General features: G+C 45.5%; 12 protein-coding genes. 8 read left to right on the forward strand and 4 right to left on the reverse strand.

Annotated features, from left to right (window positions below; translation table 11 throughout):
- Positions 1–26 precede the first annotated feature (26 nt).
- A complete protein-coding gene (gene dpaL / locus EL341_RS01485) occupies positions 27–1,244 on the reverse strand; it encodes a diaminopropionate ammonia-lyase (protein WP_074825041.1) in 1,218 nt (405 codons plus the stop codon).
- A 381-nt stretch (positions 1,245–1,625) separates the two neighbouring features.
- Between dpaL and EL341_RS01490 the strand changes: the two genes are divergently transcribed.
- Entirely contained in the window at positions 1,626–3,377 is a 1,752-nt protein-coding gene (locus EL341_RS01490; RefSeq protein ID WP_047779737.1) for a sigma-54 interaction domain-containing protein, read from the forward strand.
- Between the two features lie 79 nt (positions 3,378–3,456).
- On the forward strand, positions 3,457–3,993 hold the full coding sequence (locus tag EL341_RS01495; RefSeq protein WP_074825038.1) for an HD domain-containing protein: 537 nt from the start codon (positions 3,457–3,459) through the stop codon (positions 3,991–3,993).
- 97 nt (positions 3,994–4,090) lie between these two features.
- Here the strand turns inward: EL341_RS01495 and EL341_RS01500 are convergent, their stop codons facing one another.
- Positions 4,091–4,675, reverse strand: coding sequence for a hypothetical protein (locus EL341_RS01500; RefSeq protein WP_074825036.1), 585 nt, complete (start codon positions 4,673–4,675; stop codon positions 4,091–4,093).
- Between the two features lie 155 nt (positions 4,676–4,830).
- On the opposite strand from EL341_RS01500, the gene yccX reads away from it, so the two are divergent.
- The 3 genes from yccX to birA all read left to right on the forward strand — a co-directional run bounded on the left by yccX (position 4,831) and on the right by birA (position 7,325).
- A complete protein-coding gene (gene yccX / locus EL341_RS01505) occupies positions 4,831–5,103 on the forward strand; it encodes an acylphosphatase (protein WP_074825057.1) in 273 nt (90 codons plus the stop codon).
- Positions 5,104–5,325: 222 nt separating this feature from the next.
- Positions 5,326–6,363, forward strand: coding sequence for a UDP-N-acetylmuramate dehydrogenase (gene murB, locus EL341_RS01510; RefSeq protein WP_074825033.1), 1,038 nt, complete (start codon positions 5,326–5,328; stop codon positions 6,361–6,363).
- Positions 6,360–7,325 (forward strand): bifunctional biotin--[acetyl-CoA-carboxylase] ligase/biotin operon repressor BirA, encoded by a 966-nt coding sequence (gene birA, locus EL341_RS01515; protein WP_126466830.1) that lies wholly within the window; start codon positions 6,360–6,362, stop codon positions 7,323–7,325. The genes murB and birA overlap by 4 nt, the downstream gene beginning before the upstream one ends.
- A 58-nt stretch (positions 7,326–7,383) precedes the next feature.
- Here birA and EL341_RS01520 read toward each other — a convergent pair whose 3' ends face one another.
- Positions 7,384–8,304, reverse strand: coding sequence for a LysR substrate-binding domain-containing protein (locus EL341_RS01520; RefSeq protein ID WP_126466832.1), 921 nt, complete (start codon positions 8,302–8,304; stop codon positions 7,384–7,386).
- Between the two features lie 318 nt (positions 8,305–8,622).
- Between EL341_RS01520 and EL341_RS01525 the strand changes: the two genes are divergently transcribed.
- Positions 8,623–9,831: an MFS transporter gene (locus EL341_RS01525; protein ID WP_232036578.1), complete on the forward strand. Its 1,209-nt coding sequence runs from the start codon at positions 8,623–8,625 to the stop codon at positions 9,829–9,831.
- A 15-nt stretch (positions 9,832–9,846) separates the two neighbouring features.
- Positions 9,847–11,031, forward strand: a complete 1,185-nt coding sequence (locus EL341_RS01530) for an amidohydrolase (protein ID WP_126466834.1) — start codon at positions 9,847–9,849, stop codon at positions 11,029–11,031.
- A 79-nt stretch (positions 11,032–11,110) separates the two neighbouring features.
- On the opposite strand, the gene coaA is transcribed toward EL341_RS01530, so the two are convergent.
- Positions 11,111–12,064, reverse strand: a complete 954-nt coding sequence (coaA, locus tag EL341_RS01535) for a type I pantothenate kinase (protein WP_047779745.1) — start codon at positions 12,062–12,064, stop codon at positions 11,111–11,113.
- Positions 12,065–12,440: 376 nt separating this feature from the next.
- Between coaA and EL341_RS01540 the strand changes: the two genes are divergently transcribed.
- Positions 12,441–13,619: a hypothetical protein gene (locus EL341_RS01540; RefSeq protein WP_126466837.1), complete on the forward strand. Its 1,179-nt coding sequence runs from the start codon at positions 12,441–12,443 to the stop codon at positions 13,617–13,619.
- The last annotated feature ends 39 nt before the right edge of the window (positions 13,620–13,658 follow it).

Here is a 13,658-nt window from a genome sequence, read left to right on the forward strand (position 1 = left end):
TCCATCATTACTTTGAAAATAGGTGATTAATATTTCTTGAAGCTTGGGATCTCGCCATCCCAGACGATATCCAAATAGCGCTGAGGATCGGTATCGCCCTCGGTGCTGATAACCAATACGCGGGAGTCCTGATTTAAGCCCAACTGTTGACGGGTTTCTGCCATGGCAGGGGAAGTCATTAGAATTGAGAGTAACCCGGTCGTGACTGCGCCTGACTCACCGGAAACAATGTGCGGGTCTCCCGGTAGTGGGTTACCCAGAATGCGCATACCGTGGGTGGCAACGAAGTCAGGGCAGGAGGCAAAACCGGTTGCGTAGTCGCGTAACAGATCCCAGCCTATGTTGTTGGCTTCTCCGCAGGCCAGTCCGGCCATAACGGTTTGCAGATCGCCGCCTACTGCAATAGCCTGACCCTGTTTCGATATGGCAGAGCGGTACAGACAGTCGGCAATTAATGCTTCCGCTACAATGACTTTGGGGCGATTTTCGCCATAAGCCGCTGTTAGCATGCCTTGTGCCATACCAGCAAAAGACCCCACGCCAGCCTGAACGAATACGTGGGTTGGTGGAACCTGATGCAGCTGCTCCATGGATTCAAGCATTAATGAGCCGTAGCCTTGCATAATCCATAAAGGAATTTTTTCATATCCCTGCCAGGCGGTGTCCTGAACCACTATCCAGCCATATTTTTCTGCTTGTTCCGCCGTCATGCGTACTGCATCGTCGTAGTTCATATCGACGATTTCTGCGGTTGCGCCTTCATTACGAATCGCGGTCAGACGCTCCTGCGATGAACCTTTGGGCATGTAGACTACGGCTTTTTGTTTTAGCTGGCGTGCCATCCAGGCTACGCCGCGTCCATGATTGCCATCAGTGGTGGTGGCAAAGGTGACTTCTTTCAGGATTTTTCTCACCTCATCGCTGGTCATCACATCAAAAGGCAGTTCACTGATATCTTTCCCCAGGATTTCTGCAATATGGCAGGCCATGGCATAGGCACCGCCCAGTACTTTAAAAGCTTTTAGTCCAAAGCGTTGTGATTCATCTTTGAGACACAGGCTTTTTACTCCCAGCTTTTGAGATAAAGCCGGTAGGCTGTATAGCGGTGTTGGTGCATAGCCGGGAATAGAGCGGTGAAAGTTAAGTGCTTTTATCAGCGACTGATAGCTAAACGGCGCTAACGGCGCTGTAGGTCGTTCAGTGAACAAAGTCTGGTTGATAAAAAACTGTAATTTGTCCTGCATGGAAAAAGCCTCATTGGTCTGGGTTTTAATTAATTTGCAACGTATTAGCTGCAGAAAAATATCGGTATCGATGTATTGACCAGAGCAAGGGACGTGCCAGATTGCTCGCTACTTGAGTTAATTCGGTGAAATTGTTTTTTTATCTTTCATTTTCAATTGGTTATTTTTTGTGGAAGGTAAAGGAAAGGCTGGTGCTGGAGGTGAGGATTATCATTTAGATGATAATTTATCAAATTTGATAAATTATGTGATCTATACGGATAAATAAGAATAGATATTTAAATACAATAAGATAGATTAATTATTTGAGTGAAATAGATATTCTTAACAGAATATTTATCAATTATTGATAAATTGGCGGTTATATAAGGATTGCCTATTATGATCTCGGTATTGAGTAATATTCAGGATGATATTTGTAACTACGCTGATGCTATTTCGGGCATCACCGGTACCGATGTTGAGATTATTGATGAATCCCTGATGCGTATTGCCGGCACGGGTAAATACCGGCATATGCTTAACCAGAATGTGGCTAAAAACGGTTATATCTATCGCCACGTTTTGCGTGTGCAGGAAACGGTACTGATCAAAAATCCGGGCGAAAATACCTTATGTCAGCACTGTGAGAAGCACCTTTACTGTTCAGAGATGTTGGACCTGAATGCGCCTATTTTCCTCAATAATCGAGTAATCGGCGTTATTGGTATTATTTGTTCCACCGAGGAGCAGAGACAGACTCTCCTTAATCAGATTGATAAATTCATTACTTTTATTGAACAAGTTGCCGTCATGATTTCCAGCAAAGTATTCGAGTGTCTGGAACGTCTGCGGGCGCAGGAAACCTTGGGCGCTTTCCGTCGGCTGATCGATGCCATGGATCGCGGAGTAGTCGCCATCGATGGTAATAACCTCATCTGGCACGCTAATTTGTCCGCCGCTCGTCTGTTTAACCGTGAAGTCATTGGATTACCGCTTACTATCGAGACTACCGGTGATATTTTATATGGTGATGAAGAGGCATGGTTGACGCTGGAAGATCAGAAACGTCACGTATTGTGTAAACAGATTTCCCTCTCGTCATTGGAAAATGACAGCCTGACGATGGTGATTTTCCACGATGCTCGGGACTATATGAGCAAAATCACTATGCCGTCTTATGAGTCCGACAGTCGGGCGCGATTGATCGGTCATTCCCAACCAATGGAACAGCTGAGAAGCACCATCGGTAAAATAGCCAACAGCTACGCCAGTGTATTGATTACTGGTGAAAGCGGCTCCGGTAAGGAAGTGGTGGCGTTTGCTATTCACCAAAATAGTCCGCGCAAAGCATCCCCGTTTGTCACCATTAACTGCGCCGCTATTCCAGAACAGTTACTGGAAAGTGAGCTGTTTGGCTATGTCCGCGGGGCATTTAGCGGTGCTGACCCAAAAGGGCGGGTAGGGAAATTTGAGTTAGCTAATGGCGGTAGCCTGTTTCTGGATGAAATTGGCGATATGCCCCTGCATCTTCAGGCTAAGCTGCTAAGGGTATTGCAGGAGAAGGCCATCACTCGAGTGGGGTCAAATAATGTGATTAATACGGATGTGCGAATTATTGCCGCCACGAATAAAAATATTTATGACATGGTAGAAAGTGGCCTGTTTCGTGAGGATCTTTACTATCGTCTTAATGTGGTACCGCTGGTGTTACCTTCTCTACGCGAGCGACGCGAGGACATTGCCGGGTTAGCCCAATATTTTGCTGACGAATTTTCAGAGAGCTATGGTCGACCCAGACAAAAGGTGCCGGACGATATGATTAACCTGCTTTATGCTTATCACTGGCCGGGTAATATTCGGGAACTGCGTAATGTTATTGAGTATATCTATGTGATGCAGGGGGATGCTGTCGGTATGAATGCCAGTCATTTACCACCGCATTTATTGAGTGCGGCGGAAAAACAAAAGAACAGCCATCACAAGGGACTACATTCTTTGGATAAGCAGGGACGAAAAGCGGAAAAGGAAGTGATTGAAAATGTCCTGCTGCGTTTTGGCAATAGCGTGGAGGGTAAGAAGCAAGCGGCGACAGAATTGGGTATTGGTATTGCTACACTATACCGCAAGATAAAGCGGTACGATTTACAGTAATCCGATCCGTGTTTAAACTCAGAGTATTCCGTTCGTGAAGATTTAGGCCGCCTTATACAAGTAAATAGCGGGAGTATGTATGAACGATCTTGAACAGCGAGCAAAGATATTTGCCACCAGGGTACATACTGACGCTAATCAGCGGCGTAAATATACACATGCACCTTATATCATCCATCCTGCGGCGGTGGTTGAATTGGTTCGCATTGTTCCCCATACGGCGGAGATGATTGCCGCAGCTTGGTTGCATGATACCGTCGAAGATACCACTACGACCCTGAGTGAGATTAATCAACACTTTGGCGATACGGTGGCCAGCTATGTACAAATGCTGACTAAAGTCAGCAGGGAAAACGATGGTGATCGGGAGGTTCGCTTCCAGCTTGATTTAGTCCATATCTCATGTGCCTGCCCACAGGTAAAAACCATCAAACTGGCAGATATTATCGATAACAGCCGTAATATTGCCGAATATGACCCGGAATTTGCTAAATATTATCTGGTGGAAAAACACCGTCAGTTAGCAGTGTTGCGTCAAGGGGATAAGCGACTATTGCGGCGAGCAGAGGATGTTATTAGGTTAGGGCTTGAGGAGGCTAACCGGCGTTTGAGGTAACTGAAAAAATAAGCCCGATGATTCCGAGCTTATTCCTTTCAGTTTGAGTGCTAGTCACAACGATGTTTCCATTAAATAATCGTATAATTATCGAGTATCAGACCACTTGAACCACTCGGCACTGTTGGCAGAGCGGATAGCTATTAAGAAAAGGTTCGATTAGCTGATGCATCGTATCAAAGCGATTACCGTAGAGGTATAGCGCGGTTTCTGTTTCACCCTGATGGTAGCTATGTATACCGCCTTCTTCTCCCAGCAGTTTTTCGATTTCCGCCCAAGCCTCATTGATATCGTTATTTTGGTATACCTCATCGGGTAAATCGGTACCGTTGAGATAGAGGGCTAGTCCTTCATGTTGACCGAACTCAATAATCCTGTCTTCGCCAATACGCAGTTTTGAACCTTTAGGAGCCAGTGCGTCTTCCAGAAAATTGATAATATGATGGATAGCTTGCTCGCTGGTGTCCTTGGCTTCGATCTCTATATCACATTCGCTGATTTCACCGTTTTTCTCTAATAGCGAACCGCCACCGCAGATCTCACCAATGTTATGGGCTTCAAGGATTTTGGTTAAAGCATCCTCTAGATCGCCACGGTGCATAGGCTGTAATTTGGCATTTAGCGTGATGGTGATGAATTCTTTTTTTGCTGCCGGTTTCTTGCCAAACAGATTATTAAACATACCAGAATCCTTCTGTGCGATTTTATTATTTAGTGGCCGTTCTGTAACAGTCAGAAACGTTGCCATAATAGTCAATATACCGACTAATTCCTCTAAATGGAGTCTCCAGATATGAAATATTTATTAGGGTATGATTGGCTGAACAGGGGGAGATAATCATGAAGGTCTGCTTTATTGCTTATGTTTCGGGTATCGTACAGGGTGTCGGGTTTCGTTATTTCACTCAACAACAGGCCCGGGCGCTGGGCGTTTCCGGTTATGCGTACAACATGGATGATGGCCGAGTGGAAGTATTGGTCAGCGGAGATAAACAGCAGGTTGAAAAACTGTTGGAATGGTTAAAGAGCGGACCGCGAACGGCGAAGGTGGAAAGGGTGTTGATTGAGCCAAGGGCGTATAAGGAGTGGTTCGGATTTGAGATTAGGTGATGACTGCGCTGTGATTTGTATCTTGGCTGGCGGCATGACTTTTTTCCTTTGACAATATTTAGGTTCTTGAATTAGGGGGCAGTGACTTAACGCCATCGATAAATTCAAACCTGTTCTAAACACATTGTGAATCATTCCAACTCTGGTCATGCCTGCCCCCAATCAGTTAGACTATCAGCAGCATTTTTCCCCTGTGTATTGAATATAATGTCGAGACCTTTTATGACCTCTCCAGCCGTGTCGATTCAGAATTTGCATACCTTTGCTTTACCCGTATACGCTGAGCGCGTGATTACCGCTGAATCCTGTGAACAATTGGTTGATGCATGGCAGCAGGCCGGGAAGCAGCAGCGTCCAGTATTACTGCTGGGGGAAGGCAGTAATATGCTATTTCTGGAGAATTTTGAGGGTTGGATAGTATTAAACCGGATCAAAGGCATTCACGTTCGCGAGTCGGATGATTCTTGGCATTTACACGTAGGGGCGGGGGAAAACTGGCATCAGTTGGTGCGTTATACTCTGGAGCATAATTTTAATGGCCTGGAGAATTTAGCGTTGATTCCCGGCTGTGCAGGTTCCGCCCCGATTCAGAATATTGGGGCTTATGGGGTTGAACTGAAAGACGTGTGTGAATACGTTGATTTACTCAATCTAACGAACGGCGATGTTTCACGTATTACCGCAGCAGACTGTCAGTTTGGCTATCGTGAAAGCATCTTTAAGCATCAGTACCGTGAAGGCTATGCCATTGTGGCCGTGGGACTAAAGTTGGCTAAACGTTGGCAACCGGTTTTAAGCTACGGTGATTTACGCCAGTTCGATCCGCAAACCGTCAAACCGATGCAGGTGTTCGATGCTGTTTGTGCGATGCGCAGCAGTAAACTTCCTGATCCAAAAGTAACCGGTAATGCGGGCAGCTTCTTTAAAAACCCGGTGGTCAGTGCCGAAGTCGCGGCAGAAATTCTAAAGCAATATCCCAATGCGCCACACTATCCTCAACCCAACGGTCAGGAAAAACTGGCGGCGGGCTGGTTGATTGATGCCTGCCAACTGAAAGGTCATCGTATTGGCGGCGCCGCAGTGCATCAGCAGCAAGCGTTAGTATTAATTAATCAGGATCGAGCGACATCGCAGGATGTGGCTGAACTGGCGGGCTATGTTCGCAAGCAGGTCGCTGAACGGTTTAACGTTTGGCTTGAACCAGAGGTTCGGTTCATTGGTAAATCGGGTGAACGCAATGCGCTTGAGGTATTAGCATGAAGAATATCGCTGTTCCATTAAAGCTGGTCAAGATATTGTCTGACGGTGATTTCCACTCTGGTGAGCAAATCGGTCATGAGCTTGGCATGAGCCGGGCCGCGATTAATAAATATATGCAGACCTTGCGTGACTGGGGGCTGGACGTTTTCACTGTTCCAGGCAAAGGATATAGCCTTCCTGCGGCCATTCAACTATTGGATGAACCGATTATTAATCAGCTATTGCCAGACGGTGGTGTAGAAGTGCTGCCGGTGGTTGATTCCACGAATCAATATTTAATGGATCGTATCAATAAGCTTCATTCTGGTGATGCCTGCGTAGCGGAATATCAACAGGCTGGGCGTGGTCGTCGCGGCCGCCAGTGGTTTTCACCATTTGGTACCAATCTGTATCTCTCGATGTTCTGGCGTTTGGAGCAGGGACCTGCGGCTGCCATTGGTCTGAGCTTGGTTATTGGTATTGTGATGGCCGAAGTTCTACATAAGTTAGGTGCTGCGGATGTTAGGGTTAAATGGCCAAACGATCTTTATTTAAAAGATCGCAAGCTGGCGGGCATTTTGGTTGAGCTAACGGGTAAAACCGGTGATGCGGCTAACGTGGTGATTGGTGCTGGGATTAACTTGTCGATGCGCCAACCTGATAGCAACGTGGTTAACCAGCAATGGGCTAATTTAACCGAAGGCAAAGAAGATATTGATCGTAATGAAATGGTGGCCTGTTTGCTATCTACGTTACGTGAAACATTAAAGCAGTTTGAACAGCAGGGATTGGCGCCATTCATTTCTCGCTGGCGTCAATTAGATAATTTTATTGACCGTCCGGTAAAACTATTGATTGGTGAGCAACAGATTTTTGGTATTGCCCGGGGTATCGATAAGCAAGGGGCACTGCTGTTGGAGCAAGATGGTGTGATTAACGCATTTATCGGCGGTGAAATTTCTTTAAGGTCGGCTGATAAATAGCGCTTTGCTCAGCGTGATGAATAATGGTGCTGCCATTATTCATGGCATGTATTCCTGATTAGTCCTTGGCCCATGAGTGCTGCTGAGATTCCCAATGCAGCACTTCAGTAAAACGTTTGGCCGCTAACGTCAAAGGGCGTTGACGCGGATAGATCAAACTGTAGGATGCCTGAGGCAGTGGCTCGGTGATTGGCAGCATACAGAGACGATTGTTGATATCTAAAGCGGGTAGCATTGCGCTGGCAACAATGGTCAGGTAGTCAAAGTTCAGGATCAGATTGAGTGCTGTAACTACGGAATCGCTGCGAATCGGCGCATGATGTAACGCTTGATACAGGTTGCTGAATAACGATTCTAATCCTTTGTAATATCCCATTGATGTCGCAGGTAGAAACCATTTAGCTTCAAGCAACTGAGCAACGTTGGTGCATTTTTCCAGCGGGTGTCCTTGGCGCGCAATGATACAAAAAGACGCCTTAAACAGTGGCTCTTCAATAAATTCGCTCAGTGGTACATCAGGTGAAATGGTTCCGATGGCGAAATCCAGTTTCCCTTCACGCAGAAAGGGAAGCAGGGTGGATAGCTGTCCTTCCAAAACGGTGATGTTGGTTTTGGGAAAGCGGGATTTAAACTGGACTAATGCGGGAGGAAAGATAGTTAGCGCCGGTAACGAGGAAAAACCGACCGCAATATTCCCCTGCGAGGATTGATTTATTTGCTGAATTTCATCAGCCGCCCTTTCTAACTCTTCTAAAATCAGCTGCATACGCGCAGCAAAAGCTCTTCCTGCCTCGGTGAGTACAATGCCTCGTGACCCTCTGGTCATTAACACTGCCCCCAGCGTATCTTCCAGCTCTCGCATGCTGCGGGTTAGCGAGGGTTGTGATTGCTTCATTTCTCTGGCTGCTGCGCGAATACTGCCGTAGCGAATAACCGTCTGGAAAACTTTCAACTGGTGCAGTTTGGGTAAGTATTTCATTTTTGGCCGTTTTACCTTTTGGTATCAGGTTTAGTTATCAGTGATAAGAAAATCATATCTCCTCATCAAGATCAAGGTTTTATATGATGGCGGAATAATAAAATAATTCTTTCTAAACAACAGGTTATTTTGTGATGTATATCACGCAATGACCGGGAAGCCCTCTTTTTCCGATTTTTAAAGGATGGAAAAACGGCAAGTTGAAACCAGAACGATCATGGATTGAACGTAAAATAGTCAAAAATTGATGGTTTAAGCCGAAATTTTGACTTTTAGGTATCAATTTTTGTTATACAAATTACCGTCTAAGGGATTCAGATGAAAGTGACCAATAAATATCTGATGATATTTTTGCTTTTTATCGGTTATGTCATTGTTTATATAGATAAAACCGTTATCGGTTTTGCTTTGTTACCCATTGAACAAGAGTTTTCTTTAACGGCGAAAGAGCTTGGTTATATCACCGGGTTGTTTTTCCTTTCTTACTCTTTGTTTCAAATTCCAGCCGGTTGGCTAAATGACCGGATTGGCTATAAAAAAGTTCTGTTGCTGTCCTTGTTTTTATTGGGAGGCTTTGCCATTAGCTTTGGCTTGCTGGGGCTGACGTTTGGTTTATTGGTGGTTTGGCGTTTTCTGGCGGGGATAGCGCACTCAGGATATCCCTGCTCTTGTGCTAAGGCGGTTGTTGCTAATTTTGATGTTCAACAGCGCACCTTTGCTCAATCTATTTTACTTTCGTCTTCTGGTTTAGCGATGTCTGCCGGGCCTGTTGTCGCGGTTTTCCTGATTAGTGAGATTGGCTGGCGGGGATCGTTTACTTGGCTGGGGCTGTTTGCTTTTGCGATTGCGTTTTGTGTGCTGATTTGGGTTCCTAAGCCAGCACAAGGACCTCGTTCAGCTAAAGCGGTAGGCTGGAGCGACTATAAACAATTATTAAAGAACCCGGTCGTTTTACTGCTGTTTGTCGCTATTTTTGGCTTGAATGTGCCGTCATATGGCTTAATGGCTTGGTTACCGAAATATCTGGTGCAATACCGTGGGTTAAGCATCAGCCTGTCCGCCACTATCGCCGCAGCAGGTGGTCTGGGGTTATGGGTCTCTTCTTTATGTACCGGCTGGTTTGTTGGTAAATATATGCAAGACCGAGAATATATTGTGATTAGCGCAGGTTCATTGCTGGGGGCGGTCTGCATTATGGCGATTTATCTGGTGCCGTCGGCCATATTTGCCGCTATTTTGTTGTTCTTTGGCTATGTATTCTTGATGGCTGCGTTTGTTACGGTATTTACCTTACCGATGAAGCGATTGCCACAAGAGGTGATTGGCGCGGCGATGGGAATGATTAATACCGGCGGAACGCTTGGCGGATTTGTGGCGCCGATTGCCATTGGCTATCTGGTGTCAATGACCAATAGCTTTGCCAGCGCTTTTATTTTTCTTGCTGCTGCGATGGTGGTATCTGGTTTGGTGGTCATCCCATTACGTAACAGTGGTACCGCGACCGGAGCGGTTGTTGGAAACGAATAGTCAGAAGTGAGGAAAATGATGAATACAGAACAACTCAACCAGCTTGTCGCTTCGGTTAAGGACAACGTTATCCACTGGCGTCGGCATATCCACGCTAATCCGGATTTAACTTTTCATGAGGTTGATACGGCAGACTATATTGAGAAGCAACTGTCGACCTTTGGCCCATTAAAGATAACGCGTCCAACGCCGAATAGCGTGGTTGCTTATCTGGAGGGCGATTATCCCGGTAAAACCTATGCTTTGCGGGGGGATATTGATGCCTTACCGATTACGGAAGAGAGCGAGGAGTACTTTGCTTCGACAAAACCGGGGGTGATGCACGCCTGTGGCCATGATTCCCACACGGCTATGCTATTAGGTGCGGCAAAAGTCTTATGTCAGTTAAAACATCAGATACACGGCAAAGTGGTATTTATTTTCCAGCATGCGGAAGAAGTTCCCCCAGGCGGTGCGCAAGAATTGGTTGATAAAGGCATTCTTGATGGCGTTGAGATGATTTTTGGCTTACACGTTATGCCGACTTATCCTACGGGGCAGGTGGTGATTAAGTCAGGGGTATTCAGCGCCTCCAGTGATAATTTTGATATTGAAATTCAAGGTCGTGGTGGTCACGGTTCAATGCCATTTTTATGTATTGACCCGGTGGTTATTGGTGCCGAGGTGGTGACGGCTTTACAACAGATTATTTCTCGCAAACTGGATCCTCAGAACGCACCAGTTCTGACTGTAGCCACGTTTCAGGCAGGAGATAGCTATAATGTGATTCCTGAGCGAGCCAAGTTGGCGGGTACCCTGCGAACTCATAATAAAAATGTAAGAGAAAAAGTACCTGAGCTAGTGGATCAGGTGCTCGCGGGGGTTACCGCAGCACACGGTGCAACTTACGAGATTAAATGGACGCGTGGTTATACCGTAGGAAATAATCATCCATCGGCTTTCGATATCGCTCAGAAGGTCACTCGTCAGTATGTTGGGGAATCCGCACTACAGATAACGGATACGCCACTGTTTGGCAGCGAAGACTTTTCTTCCTATCAGGAAAAAATTCCGGGATGCTTTTTATTGGTTGGCTCAGGCAATGAGGCGATCGGAGCAACTTATGGGGTACATAATCCGAAATTTAAATTAGATGAAGATGCGATGCAAATAGGCGTAAAACTGCACGTTGGATTGATTCATCATTTGTTGATTGCTTAATTACTGTTAGTCGTTTGGCAGGCCGGTCCGAATGATAAGGCTTCGGACCGGATTTTTATGATGGAAAATGCGTGAAAGGCTATTTACGTAGCCGAACTTTCTCTACCGCGTGGTGTTCACCCTTAGTCAGAATCAGGTTCGCTCTTTCTCGGGTTGGCAGAATATTCTGTACCAGATTTTGACCGTTAATTTCCAGCCAGATGTTATTGGCGATATTCACCGCTTCTTGTTCAGACAGCTTGGCATAGTTGTGGAAATAGGAGCTTGGATTGGAGAACGCGCCTTTACGGAACTTCAGAAAACGGTTGATATACCACTGGTGTAGCAAGTCTTCTTTGGCATCAACGTAGATTGAGAAATCGACAAAATCTGAGACAAATACCCGATGTGGCGATTGGGGATAATCCATTCCGCTTTGTAATACGTTTAGCCCTTCCAGAATCAGAATGTCTGGCTGTTCGATAACCTGTGTTTCTCCCGGTAGGATGTCATAGGTCAGATGTGAGTAAACTGGCGCTTCAACCCGCGGCATACCGGATTTAATATCAGAAACAAAGCGAACCAAATTCTGAATATCATAGGATTGTGGAAATCCTTTTTTCTTCATTAAATCCCGTTCGTGCAGAACGTGGTTTGGATGGAGAAAACCATCGGTAGTGACTAACTGTACCCGGCGATGTTTAGACCAACGACTAAGCAATGCCTGTAATACCCGAGCGCTGGTGCTTTTGCCGACGGCAACGCTACCAGCGACGCTAATAATGTAGGGAACGCGCTGATTTTTAATGCCGAGAAATCTTTCCAGTACCAGCTGATTCTGCAGGTTACTGTCAATATAGAAATTTAACAGACGTGAAAGCGGCAGATAGACCTCGGAAACTTCATCCAGCGAAAGATCTTCGTTAATGCCTTTCAGATTGATGATTTCCTGCTCGGTCAAGGTCAGAGGTTCGGATTCGCGTAAGGCCGCCCATTGCTGACGGCTAAACTCCATGTAAGGGCTTAAAGCAAATAGTTGTTCTTTATTATTCATAAACCGTACTCTGTTGGTCAGCATCCTGTGTTTTGTTATGAGATATCGCTGTGGCCGAACAAGGGAATAGTTAACATAAAGGGCACATTATAGACATCTTCAGCATCAGCACAGTATTTTTTATAGCCTGATTGATTATTTCTTTGATATTTTGAGAGATTGCTCCTCTTCTGTGAGGCTGCAATAGCCTGCTGATAAGGCTTTATTGGATCCTCGGAGTGCAGAAATGGCTAGAAATTTTGCTGGTCAATATCAGAGAAGTTCCGTGGTATTGTTCTCGGGTGAGTCATTATTGCGGTAGCTCATCAATAAACGGACTATTATTAGGGAAGATTCACCGCCTGAATTAATTAAGTTGAATTGGAATACATTAAATATGTTTATGAGATTATTCAAACTGATCCCGCTCGCTGGTGCCATATGGCTTCTTGGTATATGGCCAGCACAGGCCGAATATGATGTATCGCAGACTTATACCGGCCAGATCGGAACATTACCGATTGTGGCTGAATTTTCCGTAGCGGAGTCAGGTGAGGTTACCGGACGTTATTTCTATCATCGTTACCGTAAAGATATTGCTCTGACGGGTAGCCAACTTGGAGACGGTGGCTTCAAGCTGTATGAAAACAAAAGCATTGAGTCCAATAAAAATGGGCCATGGATTAAGCTGATGCCAACAACAGAGAAAGGATTTACCGGGCAATGGAATGATGCCAAAGGTAAAACGTTAAAGGTGACTCTGACTATTGCGGCGGTTCCTCAGGAAAATAATGGAAACCATGAAACGCCTTACCTGCAAACCCTAATTAAAGAAAATCTTTATGACTATCTGAGGCTACATAATGCCCCGCTTAACATGGAAAATGAGCAGCAGTTTATGGGATATGGTTTCCGCTGGTTGAAAGAGCCGGTTTCCGGTATTCGTATGTTTGAGCTAACCTCCGGCTATCCCCAGGATGTGATGATCAGGGTTAATCTTCAGTTGAAAGAGCGCCTGTGGCGTGAAGTGGTGGATTACCATAGTTGTATGTTTGGCGGATTGCTCTCCAGCGCTGGGCAGGCCGATTTCACTCAAACGGTGAAGCCAACCTATTTTTCATCTTCGGTGATTAGTGCTTCAGTATTTACTGAGTTTTACTGCGGTGGAGCACATCCGGATTTTGCTGATTCTCCCATTAATATGGATGTAAAAACTGGTAATCAGTTAGCGCTTGAAGATGTGCTGTGGTTGGGAAAAGGTGAACCGGTTTATTATAATCAGCAAGGTAATGATGATACGGGCTTTGAAGAATTTTCTGCCTACCGTAGTCACGTTTTTGCTCCATGGCTAGTGGCTAAGTTGAAAGCGCTGTACCCTAAACAAATGAAGGCCAGCGATGAGTGTGATTACAGTACCGTTGAGTATTGGGAATTTGTTAATTGGCATTTTACTGAGAAAGGGCTCTATTTTAGTCCGTCATTTCCTCGCGTTGCCCGTTCTTGTGAATATCCTACCTGGTCTATATTGCCTTATCGCGATATTAAAGCTCATGCCGGACATTTTAAGACTCAATAATTAGCTATTGCTTGAACGATTCAATAATCGCCGTAATGG

It is taken from the genome of Pragia fontium (assembly GCF_900638655.1).
In the GTDB taxonomy this organism is placed as follows: domain Bacteria; phylum Pseudomonadota; class Gammaproteobacteria; order Enterobacterales; family Enterobacteriaceae; genus Pragia; species Pragia fontium.